General features: G+C 70.3%; 19 protein-coding genes. 4 read left to right on the top strand and 15 right to left on the bottom strand.

What is annotated here, in order from left to right:
- Positions 1 to 56: 56 nt before the first annotated feature.
- Positions 57 to 353: a DUF2917 domain-containing protein gene (locus tag IM787_RS09300; RefSeq protein ID WP_193676403.1), complete on the top strand. Its 297-nt coding sequence runs from the start codon at positions 57 to 59 to the stop codon at positions 351 to 353.
- 5 nt (positions 354 to 358) lie between these two features.
- Here IM787_RS09300 and IM787_RS09295 read toward each other — a convergent pair whose 3' ends face one another.
- Entirely contained in the window at positions 359 to 1,000 is a 642-nt protein-coding gene (locus tag IM787_RS09295) for a response regulator (RefSeq protein WP_193676402.1), read from the bottom strand.
- Positions 997 to 2,052, bottom strand: coding sequence for a PAS domain-containing sensor histidine kinase (locus IM787_RS09290; RefSeq protein ID WP_227494249.1), 1,056 nt, complete (start codon positions 2,050 to 2,052; stop codon positions 997 to 999). Before IM787_RS09290 ends, IM787_RS09295 begins: the two co-directional genes overlap by 4 nt.
- A 211-nt stretch (positions 2,053 to 2,263) precedes the next feature.
- On the opposite strand from IM787_RS09290, the gene IM787_RS09285 reads away from it, so the two are divergent.
- Positions 2,264 to 3,013 (top strand): hypothetical protein, encoded by a 750-nt coding sequence (locus tag IM787_RS09285; protein WP_193676401.1) that lies wholly within the window; start codon positions 2,264 to 2,266, stop codon positions 3,011 to 3,013.
- Here IM787_RS09285 and IM787_RS09280 read toward each other — a convergent pair.
- Positions 2,982 to 5,462, bottom strand: a complete 2,481-nt coding sequence (locus IM787_RS09280) for a sensor domain-containing protein (protein WP_193676400.1) — start codon at positions 5,460 to 5,462, stop codon at positions 2,982 to 2,984. The two genes, IM787_RS09285 and IM787_RS09280, sit on opposite strands and share 32 nt — an antisense overlap.
- Before the next feature lie 158 nt (positions 5,463 to 5,620).
- Between IM787_RS09280 and IM787_RS09275 the strand changes: the two genes are divergently transcribed.
- Both IM787_RS09275 and IM787_RS09270 read left to right on the top strand, forming a co-directional pair.
- Positions 5,621 to 6,043, top strand: a complete 423-nt coding sequence (locus tag IM787_RS09275) for a response regulator (protein ID WP_193676399.1) — start codon at positions 5,621 to 5,623, stop codon at positions 6,041 to 6,043.
- On the top strand, positions 6,040 to 7,296 hold the full coding sequence (locus IM787_RS09270; RefSeq protein ID WP_193676398.1) for a histidine kinase: 1,257 nt from the start codon (positions 6,040 to 6,042) through the stop codon (positions 7,294 to 7,296). Before IM787_RS09275 ends, IM787_RS09270 begins: the two co-directional genes overlap by 4 nt.
- 31 nt (positions 7,297 to 7,327) lie before the next feature.
- Here the strand turns inward: IM787_RS09270 and IM787_RS09265 are convergent, their stop codons facing one another.
- The 12 genes from IM787_RS09265 to ccoG form a co-directional block, all read right to left on the bottom strand.
- Positions 7,328 to 9,226: a putative bifunctional diguanylate cyclase/phosphodiesterase gene (locus IM787_RS09265; protein ID WP_193676397.1), complete on the bottom strand. Its 1,899-nt coding sequence runs from the start codon at positions 9,224 to 9,226 to the stop codon at positions 7,328 to 7,330.
- Positions 9,227 to 9,243: 17 nt separating this feature from the next.
- Complete coding sequence (locus IM787_RS09260; RefSeq protein WP_193676396.1) at positions 9,244 to 11,178, bottom strand: hypothetical protein; 1,935 nt, start codon at positions 11,176 to 11,178, stop codon at positions 9,244 to 9,246.
- A 74-nt stretch (positions 11,179 to 11,252) separates the two neighbouring features.
- Positions 11,253 to 12,083 carry an alpha-amylase family protein gene (locus IM787_RS09255; RefSeq protein ID WP_227494248.1) on the bottom strand — a complete coding sequence of 277 codons (831 nt, stop codon included), beginning with the start codon at positions 12,081 to 12,083 and terminating at the stop codon, positions 11,253 to 11,255.
- 2 nt (positions 12,084 to 12,085) lie between these two features.
- Positions 12,086 to 14,383: an NfrA family protein gene (locus IM787_RS09250; protein ID WP_193676395.1), complete on the bottom strand. Its 2,298-nt coding sequence runs from the start codon at positions 14,381 to 14,383 to the stop codon at positions 12,086 to 12,088.
- Between the two features lie 8 nt (positions 14,384 to 14,391).
- Positions 14,392 to 16,563, bottom strand: a complete 2,172-nt coding sequence (locus IM787_RS09245) for a glycosyl transferase family protein (protein WP_193676394.1) — start codon at positions 16,561 to 16,563, stop codon at positions 14,392 to 14,394.
- Between the two features lie 39 nt (positions 16,564 to 16,602).
- A complete protein-coding gene (locus IM787_RS09240; RefSeq protein WP_193676393.1) occupies positions 16,603 to 18,672 on the bottom strand; it encodes a cellulose biosynthesis cyclic di-GMP-binding regulatory protein BcsB in 2,070 nt (689 codons plus the stop codon).
- 34 nt (positions 18,673 to 18,706) lie between these two features.
- Complete coding sequence (locus IM787_RS09235) at positions 18,707 to 20,398, bottom strand: DUF2334 domain-containing protein (protein ID WP_193676392.1); 1,692 nt, start codon at positions 20,396 to 20,398, stop codon at positions 18,707 to 18,709.
- 15 nt (positions 20,399 to 20,413) lie between these two features.
- Positions 20,414 to 20,812 (bottom strand): hypothetical protein, encoded by a 399-nt coding sequence (locus tag IM787_RS09230; protein ID WP_193676391.1) that lies wholly within the window; start codon positions 20,810 to 20,812, stop codon positions 20,414 to 20,416.
- 17 nt (positions 20,813 to 20,829) lie between these two features.
- A complete protein-coding gene (wecB, locus tag IM787_RS09225; protein ID WP_193676390.1) occupies positions 20,830 to 21,954 on the bottom strand; it encodes a non-hydrolyzing UDP-N-acetylglucosamine 2-epimerase in 1,125 nt (374 codons plus the stop codon).
- A 329-nt stretch (positions 21,955 to 22,283) separates the two neighbouring features.
- Positions 22,284 to 22,580 carry a hypothetical protein gene (locus IM787_RS09220; protein WP_193676389.1) on the bottom strand — a complete coding sequence of 99 codons (297 nt, stop codon included), beginning with the start codon at positions 22,578 to 22,580 and terminating at the stop codon, positions 22,284 to 22,286.
- Between the two features lie 35 nt (positions 22,581 to 22,615).
- A complete protein-coding gene (locus IM787_RS09215) occupies positions 22,616 to 22,882 on the bottom strand; it encodes a FixH family protein (protein ID WP_193676388.1) in 267 nt (88 codons plus the stop codon).
- Between the two features lie 16 nt (positions 22,883 to 22,898).
- A complete protein-coding gene (ccoG, locus tag IM787_RS09210) occupies positions 22,899 to 24,317 on the bottom strand; it encodes a cytochrome c oxidase accessory protein CcoG (protein ID WP_193676387.1) in 1,419 nt (472 codons plus the stop codon).
- Positions 24,318 to 24,594 lie beyond the last annotated feature (277 nt).

Below are 24,594 nucleotides of genomic sequence, written 5' to 3'. Positions count from 1 at the left end.
GCGGGTGCACGTCCGGATGCCTTCTTCAGCGTTGCCGCGGCGGATGATCAGCGCCCATGCTGCTCACCCTCCAAGCCCCTGCCTTCATGGCGCGCCTGTTCGCCGCTCCGGCGCGCCCGCGCGTCACCCGCTGGTTCGCCGCCGAAGTCCGGGCGGGCCGCACCCGCGAGATCGAGGCGCCGCCGGGCCGCATCACGGTGCACTGCCGCGGCGGCGAAGCCTGGATCACCCATGACGGCGATCCGCGCGACGTCATGCTGCAGGCGAGCGAGAGCTACAAGGCGGGCGACCGGCGCCGCATGCGCGTGCACGCGCTGAAGGATTGCGTGCTGGAGATCCAGGTCGACGGGTAGCGGCGCTAGTCCAAGTCCGCCAGCCCGTTCTTCAGGGCATACCGCACCAGCTCGGTCTGGTTCGACAGGCCGAGCTTCTGCATCAGGTTGGCCTTGTGCGTGCTCACCGTCTTGACCGAGAGGTTCAACTTGCCGGCGATGTCGGTCACCGCCTCCCCAGCCACGAGCAGCCGGAACACCTCGAACTCGCGGTCGGACAGGTTCTCGTGCGGCAGTGCGTCCGAGGCGCCGGGCATGGCGCCGAGCGCCAGCTGCTCGGCGACTTCGGTGCTGATGTAGGCGCCGCCGCCGGCGATCTTGCGGATCGCCTGCTCCAGCTGCGCCGGCGCGCTTTCCTTGGTCAGGTAGCCGCTGGCGCCGGACTTGATGGCGCGGACGGCATACTGCATCTCCTGGTGCATGCTGAGCACGAGGATGCGCAGCTTCGGCTTTTCGGCCTTCACCAGCTTGATCAGCTCCATGCCGCTGCGCCCGGGCATCGACAGGTCGAGCACCAGGATGTCGAAGTCCTTTTCCCGCACGACCCGCATCACCTCGGTGCCGTCGGCCGCTTCGCCGGCCACGGCGAAGTCGGCGACGTCGCCGACGATGCGCTTGAGCCCTTCGCGGACGATGGCATGGTCGTCGGCCAGCACGATCCGGATCATGCCGCCCTCCCGATCGGGATGCGGGCCTCGACCCGCGTGCCCGTGCCCGGGCTGCTGTCGATGCGCACCTCGCCGCGCAGCAGGTGCGCGCGTTCGCGCAGGCCGACGAGTCCCAGCGACTGCGGCTTGCGCGGGTCGCTGGTGCGGAAGCCCACGCCGTTGTCCTGCACCCGCAGCAGCAGGATCTCTCCCCTGGGATGCAGCTCCACGACCACCTCGGTGGCCTGCGCGTGCTTCGCCACGTTGGTCAGCGATTCCTGCACGATCCGGAACACGCCGGTGGCATAGGGCTCGTCGAGTTCCAGCGCTTCGTCCACCAGCAGCTCGCACGGCACCCCGGTGCGCTGCGTGAAGTTCTGCACCACCCACTCGATGGCCGGGACCAGCCCCAGGTCGTCCAGCACCAGCGGCCGGAGGTCGGCGGCGATCCTGCGGGTGGAGGCGACCGCCCCATCGAGCATGGCGAGCATCTTGGCGATCTTGTCCTGCGCCGAGGCGTCGGCCGCCGGCAGGTGGTCGCGCATCCAGATGGTGTCCATCTTCAGCGCCGTGAGCGACTGCGCCAGCTCGTCGTGCAGCTCGCGGGCGATCCGCGACTTCTCCTGTTCGCGCACGCCGGCCGATTCCGCGGCGAAGGCGGCAAGCTCCTCCCGCGCCTTCACGCGCTCCGTCACGTCGCGCAGGATCACGGTGTAAAGCTTGCCGTCCGGGGTATGCAGCTGCGAGATCGAGGCGTCGATGGGGAATTCGCTGCCGTCCTTGCGCAGCGCGTACAGCACGGTGGTGTCGCCCATGCGGCGCGACGTGGTGCCCGTGGCCCCGAAGCGGCGCACCTGCTGCGAATGGCCGCCGCGGAAACGCTGCGGGATCAGCAGGTCCAGCGGCTGGTCGAGCACCTCGGCCGCCGTCCAGCCGAACATCCTTTCGGCGGCACGGTTGTACATCACGATGCGCTGCGCATCGTCCACGCTGATGATCCCGTCCATGGCGGAATCGAGCAGGCCGGCGAGCCGCGCGGCGGCGGTCGCCTCGGAAGGGTCAGGGAAAGGCAATGCGGGTCACCTCTTGGTCCCGCAAATTACAGCACAAGCGTTCGGCGGGCCGGGATCGTGCGTCCGTGCAGCGGGCGCGAGCCCACGCGCCGCAGCCGCGGCGCTTCGCCGCAGTGCCGTCCTATTCCTACAGCCTGCGCATGGGGACCCTGACAAGGCCGGCGAAGGCGGCCCTCCAGACTCGCTGCCAACCTGAACCTTTCCTTCCGAAGTGTTGGCCATCCAAGACCCCATCCTCACCTCCGGCGCGACGCCGCCACCGGCCGTCCTGGACCCGTCGCCGCAAAGGCTGCGCAGCCTCGCGCGCGCCGCCCAGCACGACATCCTGCGCCGGTTGACGCCCCCGCTGAGGCACGACATGGTGGTGCACCTGCAGTCGCTGGGCATGATGGCCGAGGCGCTGAGCGCGCGCATGGAGCGCGGCAGCGTCGCGTCCGACGACCTGCAGGGCTCGGTCTCCAAGCTCAACCGGCTGTCGCGCCAGGCGGTGGCGCGCTGCCTGGAGGTCTGCACCTGGATGGAGCCGGCCGAGGACGACACGACCACCCTGCGCGAAGGCGCCGGCGAGGTGGTCCGGCTGCTGTCCACCAGCCTGAACTTCCGCGGCTTCGACCTGCGCACCGAGTTCGGCGACGGCGAGTTCGACGTCTCCCGCAGCGCCGTGCGCTTCCTGCTGGCCGCGGCCGTCCTGACGCTGGCCGATGCGGCGCCGGCCCCGGGCGAGATCGTGGTCCGCACCGAACAGTCGTCCACCAACGGGGTCGTCGCGGTGGAATACCAGCCGCAGCCCGAAGGCGCCTTCACGCAGCTGCACGAGTCCGGCGAACCGCCGCTGTCCTGGGTGGAAGTGCAGGCCCTCGCCGTGCAGCACGACGTGGAGCTGCTGCGCAACGGCCAGGCGATCATCCTGCGCCTGCCGCGCGCTGTCGTCACGACGCCACTGAAGATGGTTCCGGTGTGACCGTGCCGCCGCCTCCGGGCAGGCGCTGCATGAAGGCTTCCAGCTGCTCCAGCGGCAGCGGGCGGCAGAACAGGTAACCCTGGTAGCGGTGGCAGCCCTGGCGCGCCAGGTAAGCGCGCTGTTCGTCCGTCTCCACGCCTTCGGCGATCACTTCCAGCCCCAGGCTGCGGCACAGCCCGATGATGGTGGCGGCGATCGCCGCGTCGTTGGTGTCGGTGAGGATGTCCTTCACGAAGCCGCGGTCGATCTTCAGTTCGTCGATGGGCAGGCGCTTCAGGTACGACAGCGACGAGTAGCCGATGCCGAAGTCGTCCACCGACAGGCGCACGCCCATGTCCTTCAGGTTGCGCATCTTGGCGACGGCCGCATCGATGTTGCTGGCCAGCAGGCTTTCGGTCAGTTCCAGCTTCAGGCGGTCGGGCGGGATGCCCGAGCGGCGGATGCAGGACATCACGTCATCGATGAAGTCGGGATGGCGGAACTGCCGCACGCTGACGTTCACCGCGATGGAGAGGTGCGCCCGATCCGGCCGCTTCGCCCAGGCGGCGAGCTGCGCGCAGGCCGCTTCCAGCACCCAGTGGCCGATCGGGATGATCAGCGAGGTTTCCTCGGCGGTCGGGATGAACTCGTCGGGCTGCACCGTGCCGCGCACGGGATGCTCCCAGCGCAACAGGGCCTCCACGCCCGTCATGCCGCCGTCCATGCCCACCTGCGGCTGGTACTCGATCTTCAGGTGGTTGTCGCGCCACGCCTGGCGCAGGTCGGACGCGAGCGCCGCGTTGGCGGTGGCGACCGCCTGCATCTCCGGGTCGAAGAACCGCACGGCGTTGCGCCCCGCCGCCTTCGCCTGGTACATGGCCAGGTCGGCCTGCTTGAGGAGCTCGTTCACGCTGGACGGCAGGCGGCCGAACAGCGTCACGCCGATGCTGCAGGTGCTGTGGTGCAGGTAGCCGGGGAGCACGTAGGGCTCACCCAGCGCGGTCAGGATGCGCTGGCTGACCACCTGCGCCGCGGTCAGGGGGTCGAGCGGCTTCTCCGGCGTGTTCTCGAGCAGCACGACGAACTCGTCGCCGCCCAGGCGCGCGACCAGGTCGCCCTTGGCCACGCAGTTGCGCAGGCGCCGCGCCACCTGCTGCAGCAGCAGGTCGCCCTTCTGGTGGCCGAGCGTGTCGTTCAGGACCTTGAAGTTGTCCAGGTCGATGAACATCAGCGCGCCGTCGCGCCCGTGCGCGTTCTCGCCCGCGGCCTCGTTCAGGCGGTCCAGCAGCATCTGCCGGTTCGGCAGCTGCGTGAGCGGGTCGTAGAAGGCGAGGTACTGGATCTTCTCCTCGTCGCGCTTGCGCTCGGTGATGTCGCGGCCGACGGCCACCCAGTGCGTGAGGCGGCGCGAGTCGTCCCAGACCGGCGACACGTCCAGGTCGACCCAGTACGGCTCGCCCGCCTTGGTGTAGTTGATCAGGTCGACCCGGACGCGCTCCCACTGCTCGAGCGCGGCGCGGATGCGATCGAGCTGCGCGCGCTGGGTGTCGGCGCCCTGCAGGAAGCGCGGCGACTGGCCGATCACCTCCTGGCGCGTGTAGCCGGTGCGGCGTTCGAAGGCCTCGTTGACGAACACGATCCTGGGCCCCGGCGCACGGAACGGCGCGGCCTCCGTGATGATGACGATGTCGTTCAGGCGCGCGATGCTGCCTTCCAGCAGCATCAGGTGCTGCTGCGCGCGCCGCCGGGCGGAGACGTCCCGCAGGTGCAGCGCGAGCCCGGCACCGAAGGGGAAGCCGCGCACTTCGAGCCAGTGGCTCACCTGCGCGTCCATCTCCTCCAGCTCGATGCCTTCGCGCTTCTCCAGCGCGTGCACGAGGCGCTCCTCGAGCTTGAGCCGCGCGCGCTTCTGGAAGAAGCTCCAGATCTTGCGCCCGACCAGCGCTTCGCCGCCGCCGGCCAGCAGCTGCTCGGCCTGCTCGTTCGCATAGCTGATGCGGCCGTAGCGGTCCACCGTGACGAACGCTTCGCCGCTGCCCAGCGCACCGCCCATGCTGACGGTGTGCCGCAGCAGGGTGCCCGGAGCGTAGCCGGCCGGCGCGATCTCCTGCACCAGCCCCTCGGCGCCCACGATCTCGCCGGATGCGTCGCGCAACGGCTGCCCCACCAGGCGCGCCCAGATGCGCCGGCCCTGCAGCGAATGCAGCTGCACCTCGATGTCGAAGGGCGTGCCCTGCTCCTGGCACGCGCGGACCTTCGCCTGGACTTCGGCCTTGTGTTCCTCGGCGTAGTGGTCCAGCGCGTGCTCGAAGGTGGGCGTGTAGCCCGGAGGGGCCCCATGCAGGCGCGCCAGCTGCTCGGACCAGTGCAGCTGCCCCTGCCGCACGTCCATGCGCCAGAAGCCCAGGAAGGCGCTGCGTTCGACCAGCTGCAGCAGGTTGCCTGCGTTGTGCGCGTTCACCGGGTCCATGTGATTCCTTGTCGCGCATCTTACGTGGGGCTGCAACACGGCGGGTGCGGCCGTAGGCACCCTCCTACATGCAAACGCGTGTGCATCCGAGCGGTCGCGCTAGCCACGCGCATAGAGTGCCTTACGCCTTGTCACTGAACCTTACCGATTGAGCCCTCGTGCAACTTGCAGTTTTCGTCGTCGAGGACAACGCAGAGATCCAGGAGAACCTCGTGGAGGCCCTGGAAGAACTCACGTGCGTGAAGGTGGTCGGCGGCACCGGCACCGAAGAAGGCGCGCTGGAATGGCTGGCCGCGCACCTGGACTGGGACATGCTGATCGTGGACCTGTTCCTCAAGGGCGGCAGCGGCATGCGGCTGGTGCAGCGCGCGCAGCGGGTGCGCCCCGAACAGAAGATCATCGTGTTCAGCAACTACGTCAATGCCGGCGTGCGCAAGCGCTGCGCGCAGCTGGGCGTGGACGCCGTCTTCGACAAGTCCACCGAGATCGATGCGCTGGTGGACTACTGCTCCCACCTTTGCACGCAGATGGGCGCCCAGGCGGCGCTCGCACCCGAACACCCGACCGGAGGCCCTCCATGAGCAACACCATCGACTTCCCCGAACTCACGCTCGTCCAGACCGAGCCGGCCGCCGCGCCCCGCGTCGAGCCCGCGCCGGCACCCGCCAGCAACGGCCCCGCCATGGGCAGGCGGTGGTCCGACGGGGCCGGCGGCTTCGTCCAGACCGACCCGAACGCGCCGTGGTCGATGGCGCAGCAGTGGCCCAACCTCGTCGCGGCGCTGTCCGAGCAGGCGGTGGAAAGCAGCAACCTGCTGCTGCGCGCCCTGAACTACCTGGTGGGCGCCGGCCGGCTGCGGCGCACCGAGGCCAAGGCCCTGAGCGACGCGATGCACCAGCTGCGCGGCACCAGCCTGCGCGCGCAGCAGATCACGCGCCTGGCCAGCGGGCGCATCCGGCAGGCCCGCGAACGCGTCGACCTGGCGGAACTGGTCCGCCACGTGCTGGAGGACCGCACGGCCGAGATCGAGGCGGCGGGCGCCTCCGTGACGTCGGAGCTGGAGTCGGTCGACGTGCTGCTGGACCCGCCGGTCGCCATCAGCCTGGTCAACAGCATCCTGGACTGGGCCCTGAGCTTCAGCAAGCAGCTCCACTTCTCGCTGGGCACGGGCGGCGGCGGCGCCGGCCCCGCGCAGATGAAGGTGCGCGTGACCACGCCGCCGCCCGCGGCCAGCGCGCATCCCAACGGCGTCGGCTGGACCGTGCGCCCGCGGGGACGCCGCCTGAACGACGGCCTGCACTGGATGATGCTGCGGCAGATCGCCGCGTCGTCGAGCCTGGACGTGACCCGCTCGCGTGAACAGGGCGCCGCCTTGTTGACGATCGACTTCCCCAAGACCTTCCTGAGCACCGACGGCCTGTCGTGCCTCGACCTCACCGACGGCCACGACGGGACGTCCGCGCCCTTGCGCGAAACCTGGGTGCTGGTGGTCGCGCGCGACGAACGCATGCGCCACGAGGCGCTGGAGTCGTTGCGCAAGATGGGCATCGCCGCGCAATGCGCGGCCAGCACCGCCGAAGCCACGGCGCTGATCGCCGACACCCGCCCCAACGTGCTCGTGACGGCCTACGACGTGCCGGCGGAGGAAGTCGCCGCCTTCCGCGGCGGCGTGCTGGGGGGCGAGGACCGCTGCCCGCTCGTGGAGATCACGCGCGAACTGCCGTCCTTCCACCTGAGCGGCTTCGACCGCTTCGAAACACCCAAGGTGGGGCGCGAGCAGCTGACGGTGGAACTCCCGCCCACCGTGCTGTTCGAGCTGGTGAAGATGGTCTGAAAGGGCGGTGGGCACCCGGTGCCCACCGCCTTCAGGCCGGCGTGTCCGCCCCCGGCACCACCATGGGGCCGGCCTTGAGCATGCGCACCAGCTGGTCCGCCGGGACCGGCGGGCTGTAGAAGAAGCCCTGCGCCTGGTCGCACTGCAGGTCGCGCAGCTTGATGGCCTGCGCTTCGGTCTCCACGCCTTCGGCCACCACCTTGAGGTTCAGCCCGCGCGCGAGCGACACGCAGGTGCGCACGATGCCTTCGTAGGCCTTGTCGGCCGTGATCTTCTTGACGAAGGCCCGGTCGATCTTGAGTTCGTCGATGGGCAGCGTGACGATGTATGCCAGCGAGGAATAGCCGGTGCCGAAATCGTCGATCGCGACCGGCACGCCCAGTGCCCGCACCTGCTGCAGCACCTCGATGGCGCGCTCCATGTTGGAGATCAGGATGCTTTCGGTGACTTCGATGCCCAGCGCCACCGGGTCGCCGCGCAGCGCAGCGAGCGCGCGGCGCAGCGACGGCACGAAATCGTCGTTGCGCAACTGCGTCGCGGCCACGTTCACCGCGACGCGCGGGGCGGCCAGGCCGGCATCGCGCCACGTGCACCAGTCGGCGATCGCGCGCTCCATGATCTTCTGCGCCACCTCGCCGATGAGGCCGGTGGTCTCCAGCGCCGGCACGAACTCCCCCGGCGGCACCAGGCCGCGGTTCGGGTCCATCCAGCGCACCAGGGCCTCGACGCCGACGATCCGCCCGGTGGCGAGCTCCACCTTCGGCTGGTAGTAGTTGACGAACTCGTCGCACGCGAGGGCCCGGCGCAGCTGCGGCTCCAGGCGGTAATGCATGCTCTGGACGTTGTGCACCGAACGGTCGAAGAAGGCCATCGGCTCCTCGCGTTCGATCGCCACCTGCAACGCGGTGTCCGCGGCGTTCACCACCTCGTCGAGGCTGCGGCCGTCGTCCGGGAAGGAGGCGAAGCCCAGGTTCACCGGGCACACCAGCGCCAGGTTGTTGACCTCGTAGGGGCGGCCCAGGCTCGCGGCCAGTTCGGGGGCGATCCTGCGCGCGAAGTCGCCGGGTTTGGCATCCGGGAAGAACAGGATGAACAGCCCGCGCTTGATGCGCCCGATGAATGCGCCGCCCTCCCCGAAGACGCGCAGGCGGTCCGCCGTCTGCTTGATCAGGCCGTCGGCCACGCGGAAGCCGTGGGCCGAGTTGATCTGGTTGATGGTCTTCAGGCGCACGAAGCAGACCATGCCGCAGGCCGGCTTGCGGTGGTCGAACTCCGCCTCGAAGTGGAACCAGTTGGGCAGCCCGGTCAGCCGGTCGGTTTCGGTGGCGATGCGCAGCTGGCGGCGCAGGTTCAGCAGGCTGGACACGGCCTTGGCCAGCTTCACGAGGCCATCGCGCTGGCTGTCGGTCAGCCGGCGCGGGACCTGGTCCATCACGCAGAGCGTGCCGATCGCGCTGCCGTCGCCGGTGCGCAGCGGCACGCCCGCATAGAAGCCGAGCGTGGGGCCCTTCGCGCCCCAGGGCTGCGGGTCGGCCCAGCCGAGGCGCGACACGTCCGGGATCTCCAGCACGCGGTCGGTCTCGAGGATCGCGTGGGCGCAGAAGGACTTGTCGCGGGCGACCTGCTGCACGGGCACGCCGACGCGCGACTTGTACCACTGCCGCTGGCTGTCGACCAGGGTCAGCGCACCCATCGGCGTGCCGCACAGCACCGTGGCCAGCTGCACCAGGCGGTCGAAGTCTTCGTCCGGCTCGGTGTCCAGGATGGCGAACGCGTGGAGTTCGGCGATGCGCTGCGGCTCGTCGGCGGGATGCAGGGCCGCCGTGTACAGCCAGGCCGGGCGGCTCGGGCGCGCGCCCCGCGTGCCCGCCGCATCGAGCAACAGGGCGGCGGGGTCGGCGCTCGAGGGACTGTGCTGCACGAAGGCCATCGACTTCCTTCGGGTCTTCAGAAGCGGCTGACGGGGACCCGCTCGCCGTGCATGGCCTCGCTGAAGGCGTCCTCCTGCTCGCGCGTCCGCCGCGCGGCCTCGCGCGAAGCGTTCGCCCGCGACGGCGGCAGCGGCAACGCGGCGCGCGGGCCCTCGGCCTGCGGCGCGGCCTCCGGGGCCGCGGTCCCCAGGTCGAAGTCGAGGGCGAAATGGTGGCCGCCTTCCCCGCCGACGCTGCCTTGCGTCGCCGCCAGGGCGGACGCGGTGTCGTCGGCATGCGCCCAGGGCGCGAGCGGATGCGGATCGGCCTCGTGGCCCACCGGGGCCCCTTCGCCGTCCTCGGCCAGCGCCACCGCGAGGCCGTGCAGGGAGATCAGCTCGCGTCCCGCCTGCAGCGTGAACGCCCCCTCGGGCTCGGGGACGTGGAACAGCGCCTCCTCCAGGATGTCCAGGACTTCGGGCCGGCCCCAGGCCTGCGTGATACGGGCGCTGAGTCGAGGCAGGCTTTCCAGGCCCGCCGGCCCCGCCAGGCGCTCGAGCGGCGGCGGCTCGAGGCCGAACGCCTTCTCGTAGCGGCGGCGGACCATCGCCACCGCGGCCGGTTCCCCGGCCTGTTCGCACAGCCGCATCAGTTCGAAGAAGGCGACCGGCGCCGGGCTGGCGCTGTCTTGCAGGTAGGCCTTCAGCACGTCCATCGCGTCCTTGCCCAGGCCGAGGGAGGCGAGGAACTCGGCTTCCTCGAAGGTGGCCGCCAGCGTCTCCACGCGCATGACCGCGGGACGGCGCTGCGGGGGCCTCGGCACGGGCACGACGGCTTCGAACTCGATCGGCCCGGCGCCCCCCCGCGCGGGCACTGCGGCAGGCGGCGGCGTCGGGACGTCGGGCGTGGCGCTCCGGCTCGCATGCACCGGCACGTGCTGAGGCGGCGCCGCCGCAGGCACTTCGGCCATGGCCTCGGCCGGTGCCGGCTCGGCCTGCGCATACCAGGAAGCCTGCGCGCCTTCCTCGCGCCGGCCGCGGAACCACAGCACGCCGGCGGCCGTGGCGGCCGCCAGCACGAGCAGCGCCAGCACCTGTGCCACGACGGGCGATGCATGCCAGGGCTGCGCTTCGTCGAGCCGGCTGCGCAGCGCGGCCATTTCGGCGCGCGTCTGGTCGTTGGTGCGGCGCAGCTGCAGGAGGTCGGTCTCCAGCTTCTGCAGCATGGCGCTGGTGCGCAGGATCTCCTGCGGATCCGCGTTGATCGCCTGCCACAGCAAGGCGGCCGTGGCCCGGCCCGCGGCATTGCCCGCCGGGTCCGCGAGGTTGGAGCTCACGCGCAGCAGGGGTTGCTGATCGAATTCCAGAGGCTCGAGCCGCAGGCGCGGGCCCGCGGCGGCTTCCTGGCGCGGTGCTTCCGCCGCACGCGAGCGCGGTGCGGGCGCGGACGGAGCGGGGGCGGCCGCCACCTGCGCCGCGGCCGGCCGTGGCGCGCGCACGCGCGGGCTCGTCGCGAGCGCGGCGCTGTTCGCCATGCGCAGCGGAGCGGCCGGTGCCGCGGCAACGGCCGCGGCCTGGCGGTTCCAGGCGGCGATCACCGATTCGCTGGGCAACTCGGGCAGCAGCGTGTAGTTGCGCGTGATGGAGCTGCCGCAGCCGGCCCGCACGGAGACGGTGACGATCGGCTCGTCGATCAGCGCGTCGGCCTGGATGCGGATGCGCTTGGCGTCGCCTCCGGTCACGCTGGCGCGCACCTGGCTGCTCCGCAGCCGGTTCTCGCCATAGAACACGTCGGCATGCACGCACTCGGCGTCCGGCGACAGGAAACGCGCCGGCACCGTCATGTCCAGCGGGCGGCCGATCCATGCTTCGGCGGCCGGGGCCCCCAGCGACTGCGCAGCGGCCCACCCCGTCCACGCCCCCACGCACAGGACGAGGACCAGGTTCCGCCGGGGCGTAAGCAACTTTTTCATGGGCTTACGCACTGTAAGAAGCTCGGCAGCGACGGTCGGGTAGGAATCGCTGCGCTTAGCTTGTAGGACGCAGACTACCTCCGTTCCTGTCCTGCGGCGAGGCCCTCGACCAGGGCCGGCGGCACGTAGCGCGGCCCCTCGAACAAGTAGATGCGAAAGTCACGGTAGGTGGCCAGCTGGGGCTTCAACTCTTCCAGCGTGGCCGGACGGAAGCCCCCGCCCTCCTTCGGCCGGAAGGCTTCGGCGATGACGCGCACGCGGTCCCGGCCGAGCCGGCGCACCAGCACGTTCGCGTAGTGGCGCGCCACGAAGGGTTCGCGCGCATGCACGCCCACGCCGTCCTGGAAGAACACGCCGACGTCCGGCGGCAGCCACTCGACCAGGCTCTGCGCCAGTTCTTCCGGCCCGACGTTGGCGCTGTCGTAGACGCTGATCCAGAGGGGCTTGGGCAGCTGCCGCAGCAAGGGGCCGAGCCGCGCCGCATCCATCCAGGTCGGGTCGATCTCCACCGGGAAGTACCAGCCGGTGACGTTCACCGGCGGCGGCGTCTTCGCGACGCGGGCGGACAATTGCACCAGGGCGTCGATGTTCTCGCGCGCGCTGCGTTCGTCGAAGCGGCCGGCCAGGCCGAGGATCACCTCGCCCGCCCAGGGCTCGCGGCCGATGCGCGGCCAGTCCGGCATCGCCTTGCCCGGCGCCAGCCCGGTCCCCGGCACGAAAGCCAGGTCGTCCACCACGCTCCACTGGACCAGCAGGTGCTTCACGCCCAGCTTCTGCCAGTCGCCGCGCGGATCGGTGTGCTCGTTGTCGATCTGCCAGACGACGCCCTCGATGGGCGGCACCGTCGAGGCGCAGCCCGCCAGCAGCATGGCGGCCGCCGCCAGGCCCACGATGAAGCGCCGCATCGTCAGTACGACAGCAGCCCGTTGAGGAACAGGCCGCGCATGCGGTCGTCGCCCGACAGGCGCGCGCGGTACTGCAGCGTGAGGTCCCAGTACGACCGCGGCGCGTTGTACGTGTCCTCGCGGAACCAGCGCCGCAGGCTCACGCCCGGCCCGATCCCGGCGGAGGTCTTCGCCACCGGGTCGTTCGAGCTGTACTCCACGCCGACGAAGCCGTGCGGGAACAGCACCGTGCGGCCATCGCCGCCCACGAGATAGCTGCGCCCCAGCATCGCCTGCGCGATGCCGTAGGTGTTGCCGTTCTCCAGGTAGTGGCCGATCTCGGCATACATGCGCGACGTCCACCAGCTGCGGGCATCGACGCGCAGGTCGGTGCCGTAGTCCAGCGAATAGCCGATCTGCGCCAGCCAGTCGTCGTTGACGTTCGGGCCGAACACGCGGCTGAAGGACAGCACGAGGTTCTGCGCCGTGAGCGGCTTCCAGCGCACGCCCACGCCGCCCTGGAAACTGTCGCCGCCGGTGTTGCCGCCGGCCTGGTCGTCCAGCGTGGCGAAGCCGCGCGCGAACAGCTCGACGAACTGGCCATTGCGGAAGCCCCAGGGCCGGTAGTAGGCCTCGGCGCCGGCCTGCCACGTGCGCCGGCCACCGCCTCCGCCGACCTGGCCGAAGCCCGGCTGCACGCCGCTGCCGTTGCGCATCGTGATCGAGGCCAGCACGCCCCACTTGCGCGACACGTCGGCGATGGTGCGGCGGGTGTCGTACACCATCTGCGGCTCCATCTTCAGCTGCAGGCCGTTCACGGCGTCGATCGCGCGTTTGAAGTACGCAACGGCCTCGCCGTCCTGGTGGCTGCGCATCGCGGCATAACCGGCATCCAGCAGCGACGTCGGCGGCAGGCCGCCGGCGGCGTCGGCCCTGGCGAAGGCCTCGCGGGCCGCCTTGTCGTCGCCGACGCGCGTGGAAAGGTACGCCATGTCCAGGTTGGCCGCGGGCGTCTGCGCGGTCGGCGGCAAGGTCGCCAGCCGGGCGCGGGCTTCGCGCGTGCGGCCCAGTTCCGCCAGCAGTGCGGCTTCGCGCTGGGGCGGCAGCGCGCCCGACTGCAGGGCCGCTTCGGCGTCCGCATTGGCGCCCGCCACGTCGCCGAGGCCGCGCCGGATCGAAGAGCGCTGCGCCAGCACCACCGGGTCCGCGCCGAGCGCCAGGGCCGCGGTCGCCGCGCGCTCCGCCTCGGCCTGCTCGCCGGCGGCCAGGGCCGCGTTCATGTGCATCAGGTGCCAGTCGCGCTGGCCGGGAGACGCCTGCGTCGCCAGGCGCGCCTGCGCGAGCGCTCGCTGGACGTCGCGCTCCTCGAGGGCGCGGTAGGCGGCCGTCGCATTGGCGAAGCCGGGTTGCGGCGGCACGGCCGCCGCCAGCAGGATGCAGGTCTGCGAAGCCTCCACGTTGCTGCAGTCGATGCCGGGCGCGCGCAAGGCGTACGCCGGCGCGGTGCCGGCGATGCGCTGGCGGGCCAGCTCGCGGCGCGACGCCGCTTCGGCATCGTCGGCGGGGAATGCGGCCAGCAGGTCCGCCGCCCGCTGGGCGTTGCCTTGCGCCAGCGCCAGGTCCGCGGCCAGCAGGCGCAACTGCCGCTGGTGGGCCGGCTGCACGCCGCGCTGCTGCAGGGCGCGCTCCAGGTCCGCCGCGGCGTCGGAGGGGCGGTTCAGTCCCTGCCGCGCATACGCACGCAGCGCCAGGGGCGCCGCGCTGTCCGGCAGCAGCGCGATGGTTTCGGTGGCGACGCGCTCGGCGTCGGCATGCCGGTTGTCGCGCAGGAGCGCGTGCACCAGCACCAGCCGGAAGGCCGCGTTCTCCGGCGCCAGCCGCACGGCCTCGGTGCCTTGCGTGATCGCGCCGCGCACGTCGCCGGCCTGCAGCGCCTTGTACATGGCCTCGCCGGCCACCAGGGCGCGCGAGCGGGACCAGTCGGCGCGTGCGCGCGCCAGGGCGGCGTCGTCACCACTCGCCTGCGCGGCCCGGTTGAGGGATTGCTCGGCCTCGTCGGCCCGGCCCAGCGCCAGTTGCGACTGCGCCAGCAGCAGCCAGTAGTCGCGCCGCGCCGGGGCCAGCTGCACCGCCCGCTGCGCAGCGGCCATCGCGGCGGCGTAGTCGCGCCGGGCGTACGCCTTGTAGCCGGCGTCGGCCGCCGCATGGGCGGCTTGCGCGCCCCGTGCGGCCGGGCGCGCCGGTGCCTGGGCCGCGGCTGCCAGGGAAGAAAGCGCCAGCACGGCGGCGAGGGCCAGCGCCTTTCGTTGTTGTTGTTTCATCGTGACCCCTAGGTGGGTTGGGCGGACGGCTTGCCGAAGAATCCCCTCTGCTGTTGTTCGGGCTGCGCGGCGGCACGGGCGAAGAAGCTGCGCTGCTCCTGCACGACCTGCTCGAGCATCTCGCGCGCGATGACGCCGCGCTCCACGAGGTAGTCGCCGATGCGGCCATGCTGGTTGGGCTTGTACTCCTGCATCGCGTGCTCGAACTCGTCCTTGCGCAGCAGGCCGCGCTCGATCAGCATGTCGCCCAGCAGCGGGCCGCTGGGCACGGCGGTGGCCTTCTCGCCCTGCGTTTCGCGCAGCAGCCGCAGCGCCACGGCGAGCTCGCCTTCGCGGGCGATGCGCTGCACCGGCTCCTGGCCGATGGCCTGCGTGATGTCGGCCAGCGCCATTTCCGACAGCGGGCTGGTCACCGCGAGGATCGGCCGGCCGTTCTTGTTGCGGCCCATGTGCACGGCGCGATGGCGCACGGCCAGCTCCAGCGGCATGTCGGCCGCATGCTGCCGCACCAGTTCGGCCGACAGGTGCGCACGCGGCAGGTCGGCCTGGTAGGCGATGGCCTCGGCCAGCGTCTCCTCGTCCAGCCAGCCGTTGGACACCAGCACGCGGCCGAGCGGGACGCCGCCGCTTTGCTGCTTCTCCAGCGCACGTTCCAGCGCGCCGGGCTCCACCGCATTCCACGACTGCAGCAGCTCGCCCAGGCGCTGGCGGCGGCGCGCCAGCTGGGTGCTGCTCGGGAACTCGTGCGCGGTCTTGTCCCAGGCCAGGCGGTTGCCCTTGAACAGGTAGCCCAGGTACATCTTCCAGGCGCGTGCCACGGCCATGCAGTTGACGAAGTTGCCGACCACCATGCGCGGCAGCGACATCACGCCGTGCTCCCAGCCGTACAGCGCGGAAGTGAAGTACACCCGGTGCGCCGCGCGGATCGCGAGGAAGAAGGCGTTGACGTAGATCATCGCGCGCCAGATGCTGCCTTCCTGGAACAGCGACGGGTAGTACGCGTGCCACCAGCCCGTCGCAAGCCCGACGTGGAACAGGATGAAGTGCGCCACCAGGATGTACGCCAGGATGCTGACGAACGAGGTGACCACGCCCTTGCGGTCGTGCAGCAGCAGGTAGCGCGCCGCCAGCGACTGGCCGCGCCACTTGATCTGCTCCCAGCTCTGCAGGCCGATGCCGAGCACCCAGCGCGCCTTCTGCCGGTAGGCCGCGCGGAAATTGTCGGGGAAGTACTCGCGGACGCACAGAGGCATCTGCATCAGCAGCTCGCGGCGCTTCTTGCTGCCCCAGGACGTGCGGCTGATGTGGAAGGTGACCGGGAACACGCCGAAGATCGACGTCATGTTCAGCTGCGCCAGGCGCATGCCCACGTCGTAGTCCTCGGTCAGGCTGTCGATGTTGAAGGGCTTGTTGCGGGTGGAGCCGATCAGCGCCAGCAGCGCCTTGCGCGAGAAGCAGGTTCCCACGCCGGCCGACGGCACCATGCCGGAGACGCTCTCGCGCACCACCATCTCCTTGGCGTGGCTCTCGGCGAACTCGTCCATGTAGGTGCCGGCGACGAGTTCGTACCACTCGCGCTCCAGCGACGCCACCGGCAACTGGATCATGTCCTTGCGCGGCAGCAGGTAGTTGAAGAACTTCAGCTCCAGTGGATGGAGCACGTCCTCGCTGTCGTGCAGCGCCACGCCCGCGAACTCGACGCCGTGCTCGCGCTCGTGTTCGAAGATCGCGGCGACCACCGCGTTCAGGCAGTCGGCCTTGCTGGTCGGGCCGGGATGCGGCACCTGCACCCGCTGCAGCTGCGGATAACGCTTGACCATGCGCTCCACCTCGTCGATGGTGGGCTGGTCGTTGGGATAGGTGCCGACGAACACGCGGTAGTTGCGGTACTCCAGCACCTCCACCATGTTCTGCACCATGGCGGCGATCACGTCGCTTTCCTGCCAGGCCGGCACCATGATCGCCAGCGGCTGTTCCTCGCGGTCGCGCAGCTGTTCCACGGTGAGGCGGCGGTACTGCGGGGTGCGCTCGAGCCGGGCCCGGCGGAAGATCCGCCGCACCCAGTACCAGAGGTCGATGAACAGGTCGTCGAGCGAGGAGACGAAGATGACCAGCGTCAGGATCGCGGCGAGCACTTCGAGGCCGGAGTTGTACTCCGCGATCATCAGGTCCCAGTTCATGGCTTCTCTCCTCGTTGCCTACTGCTGCAACACGTCAACTCAACGGTCCCCGGCCATGGCCTTGCGGCGGCGCATGCGGGAGGCGAAGACCAGCAGGCCGATGAATAGCGCCAGGATCACCAGCGGCAGCAGCCACCAGTAGCCGCGCTCGAACAGGCCGGGCTGCGCCTCGCGCATCGCGCCCTGCCCCGACGGGTCGTGCGTGTTGACCTCCGTGCGCAGGCCGTTGTTGCCCATGATGGCCAGGTTGCCGCCGGACAGCTGGATCGGCTTCTCCATGGACGGCGGCGTGTTGCCGAGCGTGCGGTAGACGGCGCCCACGTTGTCGCCGGTGCCGTGCACCTCGATGATGCCGACCCGGTTGAGGCCGCGGACGTCCAGCAGCGGGCGGTCCTTGGTGCCGGCCAGGAACAGGCGGTCCTGCTCCGGCTTCACGCCCTCGGCCACGCCCTCGGGCATGACGTCGATCGCGAGGTACGGGCCCTCCACCTTGGCGGTGTTGCCGGAGGTCGGCTGGAACTTCGCCTTGACCGGCGACAGGCCGGTGCTGGCGGCCAGGCGCACCACGCGCGGCAGCGTGTTGGCGGCGTCGGCCAGGTGCGACTGCGGGACCAGCAGCGTCCCGCCGTTGGCGAACTTGGACATCAGGCCGGTGAAGTCGCCGCGCGGCTCGATCTTGTCCAGCAGCATGTGGCTGGAGGCCAGCACGCTCACGGGGTACGCCTCGGGCGTCTCGCGGCAGCGGTCGGAGGCCAGCTGGCGCACGAAGGACACGCGGATCACGTTGCGAGTCTGCAGCGCATACCGCGGCACCGGCGCGACGATGCGCTCGCGCTTGCCGTTGGCTTCCATCTCCTTGGCGCCCAGCAGCACGTCGTTCATGAAGACCGAGACGACCGGGGGCGTGCGGGCGGCGCTCGGCGAGGCGGCGACGTCGATCACCAGCGTGCCGGGACCCTTGCCGTCGGCGGCGACGGCGCCGATGTCGAAGCTGGCGTTCCAGTCCGCGTGCGCCAGCACGTCGAAGCTGGCGGGCTTGGCGCCCAGGTATTGCAGCGACACCGCGTTGGAGTCGCTCTTGGGCGCATCGATCGCGCTCACGGTCAGCGCGGAGCCTGCGGCGACCTGCGACCAGATCTGGCTGAAGAGGCCGGCGGCCTGTGCCCCCGCCTCCGCGCCGACCATGATCACCGGGCGGCCGTTCATGCTGGCGATGCGGATCTCCTTCGGGCCCGCCTGGCCGCCGATCACGATGTCGGGCTCGGTGGAGCCGCCGGCCACGGGGGCTGCCATGCCGGGCTGAGCGGCCGCCGGGGCGCCGCTGCCGTCGGCGGTGCGGAAGCGGGGCCGCTTGCCGGCGCGCTCCAGCGCCACGCCCACGCGCCACGCAGTGTCGTACACCTGCGACTGCAGGTTGCTGGACGCGATCTGCACGTTCGGCATCGGCGGCAGCGCGCCCCAGGCCGTGGTCAGGTCCTGGATGGCGGAACCGTCGTAGCGGAACACGAACTTGCTGGTGGGCTCGATCCGCAGGATGTTGCCGGGCGTGCGGGCGTCGGCGCAGGTGTTCTCGCGGGCGACGGCGGTGCGCCAGTCGATGTTCAGGCGGACGAAGCCGCTCGGGCGCGGCTTGCCGTCGACGGGAACGGTGACGCTGGCGTCGCCGCGGTCGGCGGTCATGCCCATGGCCTGCACCGGGGCGCCGTCGATCGCGTACACCAGCGTCGTGCGGCCGCCGTCGGCGCGCACGTAGCTCGCATCGAGCTGCAGCGAACCGCCGGAGAGGTTCACGCCCGGGGGCACCGGCAGGTAGATCTCCTTGATCGTGTCCGGGTAGCCGAGCACCACCGGCTCGGTGAACCCCAGTTCCGCGAACGTGATGGTGCGCGGGACCCAGACGCCGGCGTTGGCCTCGGCGGCCGCGGCCGGCGCGCCGGGTGCGTTGGGGTCCACGGGCCGGAAGACCGAGGTCTGCGGCGGCACGGCGGGCGGGGTCATCTGCTGGGCGGGGCGCAGCGGCGGCTGGGACGCCTGTTGCGCCGTTCCCCACAGCGGGACCAGGCTCAGGGCCGCCAGCGCGGCGGCGGGCAGGACACGGGCAAGTTTCATGTTGGTACCTCGTTATGTGGATGTCGGGGCGGCTTCAGCGGCGCAGCGTGCCGGGAGCGACCCAGGTGAAGCCCAGCGCGCTGATCCCCTCGATCGTTTTCTTGAAGTCCTCGAAGCCGGGCGTTCCGAGGTTGGGTTCGAGCCAGAAGGGGTGGAAGAAGAAGGAGGCGAAGCCATCCCGCACCGTCTTGGCGTACTTCGCGTTCAGCAGCAGGTCGTCCGCCGTGTAGTTGTAGTTGGAGGTCGGGTCGATCTCGCTGATGTCGTACTCGATGTTGCCCAGGTTCTCCGGCAGCACGTACTGGCCGTAGTAGTCCTTGCCGATCACGTACGGGTAGAACTGGCCGACGCTGAAGTCCTTGTTGGTGCCGAAGAACACCGGCTTGTCCGCGGTGTAGTACACGACGCGCTGGTAGGTGGTGCTGAACAGCTGCGGCGCCGTCCTCGCCGCGATGGCGGACGTGTGGTAGTGCGGCGCTTCCCAGGCGATGGGGTTCAGGCCGTGCGCCTTCATGTCGGTCAGGCCCTGGTTCAGGCGGCCGAGCACCCAGGAGGGCGAGTCCTCCGGGAAGGGCTGGTTGGCCACGATGTTCCAGAACTCGTAGTCGTCGCCGCTCACGCCGGTGTGCGGGTTCTTCATCGTGCCGTACTGGTGGGTGAAGCCGTGCATCACCATCTCGGCGCCGCGGGCACGGGCATATTCGAGAGAGGAGCGCAGGTTGGTCGCCTGCGACAGGTGGATCTCCTGCCGCACGCCGCCGTTGTACGCGCCGAGGCCGTCGACGTAGCGCGGGATCACCGCCACCGAGAAGGGCACGTTGCGCGACTTCATGTAGTCGCTGAGCTTCTTCATCGCGTCCACCGACACCAGCGCGCCGACGTCCTCCAGGCGGATCAGCGCCTTGTGGCTTTCGGCGTGCTGCACGCCGAGGATGTCGTGCAGCAGGTCGCTGAAGACCAGGTAGCGGTCGCGCGGCCCGATGAAGCTGAAAGGCAGGTCGGCCACGTACCAGAAGTTGCCCGAGCGCGTGACGTAGGGCGCCGTCTGGTTCGCCTTCGGGTTGGCCACCGGGACGACGACCTGCGCCTTGACCGGGTCGGTGATCGCGACCTCGAGCATGTCCGGGTCCGCGCTGACGACGTTGCGGACGCTGTCGTAGGTGTAGTACTTGACGAAGTCCAGTCCCTTGTACTTCACCGTGTTGAAGAAGCCGGGCTCGGGGTTCGTGGACGTGGGCGCCGCGTTCAGGCCGCGCAGGCCATTGAGCTGGATGCCCTTGGCGGCGGTGAAGTTGTAGGCCTGGTTCCAGGCGAGCTGCCACAGGTTGTACTTGAACCAGACCACCGTCTTGGTGGTGGTGTTCGCGTCGGCGAGGAAGGCGGCCGGGATCGGCGTGTCGTACAGGGCGCCAAGGTAGAAGGTGGCCGTATAGTTGTTCAGCTTGCCGGCGGTGTACTGCTGCACCGGGAGCAGGTCGACCTGCGCGTCGAAATGCCCCAGCAGGTTGCGCAGCATGATGGAGTACGCGAGGCCCATCTTGTCCCACTCGGTGCCGGGCGCGGTGTCGTACAGCACCAGGGCCTTGGGCGGCGTCGTCGTGGGGGTGGTCGTCGTGCTCGCCGTGGTGGCGGTCCGCGTGGGCGTCTGGGCCTGTGCGGGCAGCTGCGTGCCCGCGAAGGCGGCGACGGCAAGCGCCGGAAGCAGGAATCGCTGGAGGAGTTTCATGGCTGGGTTCTCACTTCACTTCTTGTCGTTGCCGTGGAAATAGGAGCTGGCGCCCCGGTCGGTCTTCTCTCGCTGCGGTCCGGTGCCCGCACCGCCCTGCCCCGCGGCGCCCGCGCGGCCGGGTGCGGCGGCGGCGCCCCCGCCCTGCCCTCCGGCGGCAGCCCCGGCGGGGCCGCTGGTCGGCACGAGGCTCTCGTGGCCGTGGACGCTGTCGTCGCGCGTCACGTCCTTCTTGTGGTGGAACTTGTGGTGGTGCGCGCGGACGTGCCGCTTGCGCTCCTCCTCGTTGAGGCCCGGCTCGGGCCGGACCATGTGCGAGCCGGGCGGCAGCGGGGGCGGCGTGACCTGCGCATGGGCGAGGCCGGCCAGGCACGCCGCACCCAGCAGCGAGCAGCGGAACAGGTGAAGGGTCATCGGGTTCTCCTGCGCTTTCAGGCGGCGATCGCGGCCGCGTCGGCCCGCACCACCAGGCGCGTCATCACTTCGTCGGCGATGCGACGGGCGGCCTGCCCGTCGCCGAACGGGTTGGACACCTTGCGCATCGCATCGGCGGCCGCCTCGTCCTGCAGCAGGCGGGTGGCTTCGCGGACGATCGCATCGCGCTTCGGTCCCACGAGTCGCGCGCAGCCGGCTTCGACTGCTTCGGGGCGCTCGGTTTCATGCCGCAGCACGAGCGTCGGGACGCCGAAGGTCGGCGCCTCTTCCTGCAGGCCGCCGGAGTCCGTGAGCAGCAGCACCGCGTTCACGAGCGCCTGCTGCATGCCGAGGTAGTCGAGGGGCGCCACCAGCTTCACGTTGTCCAGGCCGTCCAGGATCTCGTGCGCCGGACGCTGCACCACCGGGTTCAGGTGCACCGGGAACAGCACGCGGCGCTGCGGGAAGGCGCGGGCGATGTCCGCCACGGCGTGGAAGGTCTGCGCCATCTCCTCGCCCCAGTTCTCGCGGCGGTGCGCCGTCACCAGGATGTGGCCTTGCGAGGCGGGGCCTTCGCGGCGGATGCCGTGCTTGTCGCAGATCCACTGCTGCGCATCGACGACGGTGTTGCCGGTCAGCACGATCTTCTCGGGCTCGATGCCTTCGCGCAGCAGCGCGGCGCGGGCGCGCTCGGTCGGCGCCCAGTGCATGTTGGTGATGCGGCTGATCATCTGGCGCAGGCCTTCCTCGGGGAAGGGGCGTTCCAGGTTGTAGGTGCGCAGGCCCGCCTCGACGTGGCCCACGGGGATGCGGCGGTAGAAGGCGGTGAGCGCGCCGAGGAAGGCGCTCTCGGTGTCGCCCTGCACGATGCAGAAGTCCCAGCGCTGGCGCGCCATCAGCGCGTCGAGCTGCGAACGGCACTCCACGCTGAATTCCTCGAGCGACGTGCCCTTGCGGCACAGCTGCTCGTCCGGCGTGATGCCGAAGGAGCGCAGCATGTCCGCCGCCATGTCCCCGTGCTGCCCCGTGTGCACCCAGATCACGCAGAGCTCCTCCTGCCCACGCAGCGCGTGATAGACCGGTGCGAGCTTGATGATCTCCGGCCGGGTGCCGCACACGATCCCGACGATGCGCTTGTCCACGACGTGCCTCCCTGTTCGATCCGGGCCCTGCCCGGCTGTTACTGCTTCGCGCCGGACGTAACCGCGGTTACGGTCGGCTTGCACGCTTGTTTACATCCACGGCTGCTGCGCGATTCGCCTATGGGGTCCATGGCGATTTGGTGCGTTTCGGGGCAGGTGCAGCCCCTTTTCGCCTGCGCTTGTTTCAGCGTGTATGTTTCAAACTCGAACGGGATGTTGGGTTTGTAAGTTCAGCGGGTTCGACGGTATCGCCCGCATTCGCGAGTAGGACGCTGCCTACCGCAGAGCCGTGTAAAGCGCGCCGCGTTGCACGGCGCGCTGCCCCCGCCTCACGAAAGCGGGGCGCTTTCGTTGCCCGGGCAGCCGGACGGACGCTGTGCGGGATCGAAGGGGCAGCGGTTCACTTCCGCCGGCGACATGCGCAGCAGCGTGGTGAGCCCGCAGGCCGCCAGCGTGACCAGCCAGAATGTAAAGAAGCCAAAGGCATACACGGCCTGCCGCGTCCAGCCGAGCGCGTGGCCGGACCATTGCAGCTCCAGTGGGTCGACGACGGCGAACACCAGCAGTTCCAGCGCGCAGGCCGCCAGGAAGGCGGGCCACACGATCCACATCAGGCGGTTGGCCATCGTCTCGTCTCCTCCGTGGTTGTCATTGCCGGGGCTCAGGGAGCCGTCGGCGTGGCCGCGTGGTTGCGGCCCTGCATCGCGGGCAAGGCGGCCTTGTCGCGCGCGGCCAGTGCCTTGTTGATTTCGATCCCGCGGCGGTAGTAGTCGGGCGTGACGACCGGATCCGGCTGCCGCACGGCGATGACGAGCGTGGCGATGCCGGCCACCACCACGAAGGCGGGACCGGCGATGACCATCCAGACGAGGCCGTGCTTCCACCAGGGAGCGGGGGTTGCGCCGGATGGGGGGGCGTTGGGGTTCATGTTCTGTCCTTCGGGTTCAGCGGGGCACGAGGAAGACCGACTTCTCGCGCACGTGCGCGTCGCCGCCGACGGTGGCGATGTCGAAATGGATGGCGTGCGAGCCGGCGGGCGCCGAGCCATACGGGATCTGCAGCCGCACCGGCACCCAGCGCGACCCGGCGGGACCGACCTCGAACTCGGGCTCGGAAGCCAGCGACAGCCCTTCCAGGCCGGCGGCGGAGAGGCGGTAGCGCTGAGGCTGCTCGGTGGCGTTCATCACCTGCAGGCGGTACACGTTCTCCAGCCTGCCGCCGGCGACGATCCGCGACAGCGCGGCGCGGTCGCGCACCACGTCCACCTTCAGCGGCGTGCGCATGGCCAGCGTCGCCATCATCGCGGCCGTGAGGCCCAGCAGGATCGCCGTGTAGACCAGCACGCGGGGCCGCAGCACGCGGCGCACGATGTCCTGCCGCTTGCCGCCGGTGGCCAGCGCCTGCTGCGTCGTGAAACGGATCAGCCCGCGCGGGTAGTGCATCTTGTCCATCACCGTGTCGCAGACGTCCACGCAGCCGGCGCAGCCGATGCATTCGTACTGCAGGCCGTTGCGGATGTCGATGCCGGTGGGGCAGACCTGCACGCACAAGCCGCAGTCGATGCAGTCGCCCAGCCCCTTGGCCGCCCGGTCGTCCTTCCGGCCGCGGGTGCCGCGCGGGTCGCCGCGCGCCGTGTCGTAGCTGACGATCAGGGTGTCCTTGTCGAACATCGCGCTCTGGAATCGCGCATAGGGGCACATGTACTTGCAGACCTGCTCGCGCATGAAGCCGGCGTTGCCGTACGTGGCGAACCCGTAGAACAGCACCCAGAACCATTCCCACGGGCCGAACGACAGCGTGAAGGACTCGGCCCACAGCGTGTGGACGGGGGTGAAGTAGCCGACGAACGTGAACCCCGTCCACAGGGCCAGCGTGATCCACAGGAAATGCTTGAGCGACTTCTTGCCCAGCTTGCGCGCGGACAGCGGCGCCGCATCCAGCTTCATGCGCTGCGGGCGGTCGCCCTCCACCTTGCGCTCGATCCAGAGGAACATCTCCGTGTACACCGTCTGCGGACAGGCGAAGCCGCACCACAGCCGGCCGGCCACCGCGGTGAAGAGGAACAGCGACAGGGCGCTGATCACCAGCAGGCCCGTGAGGTAGATGAAGTCCTGCGGATAGAGGACGTAGCCGAAGATGTAGAAGCGGCGGGCCGCCAGGTCGAACAGCACCGCCTGCCGCTCGCCCCACTGCAGCCAGGGCAGCCCGTAGAACACCAGCTGCGTCAGCCACACGAAGGCCCAGCGCCACTGGGCGAAGACGCCGGTGACCGACCGCGGGTACACCTTCTTCTCGGACGCGTACAAGCCCTGGACGGCGCCTTCCTCGCCGGCCGGGACGGGAGTGATGGGGATGACTTTCATGTCCGGAAATCATGCGGCCCCGGAGGCGGGCGGCACTTGACATTGATCAGACGCAAGGAAATCAGTGGGGCTCGCGGTTTCCGTCATCCCCGCGAAGGCGGGAATCCAGGGCGCCCGCATTCCGGGTGCGTCGCGGCAGGCGGTGCGCGGTGCAGTCCCGCTGGTGCCTCGCCCTGCGCTGCGCGCAGGGTGCGCTGGAAGGCTGCTCCCGGCGGCGATCCGGCCTAACTCACTTCCGAGTTTGCCGCGCGCGGCAAACTCTCCGTTCAAACAGAAG

The sequence above is a fragment of the Ramlibacter pallidus genome (assembly GCF_015070875.1).
Lineage (GTDB): Bacteria > Pseudomonadota > Gammaproteobacteria > Burkholderiales > Burkholderiaceae_C > Ramlibacter > Ramlibacter pallidus.
The sequence above is the reverse complement of the archived record's forward strand: the minus strand, read 5'-3'. Positions and strand labels throughout refer to the sequence as shown.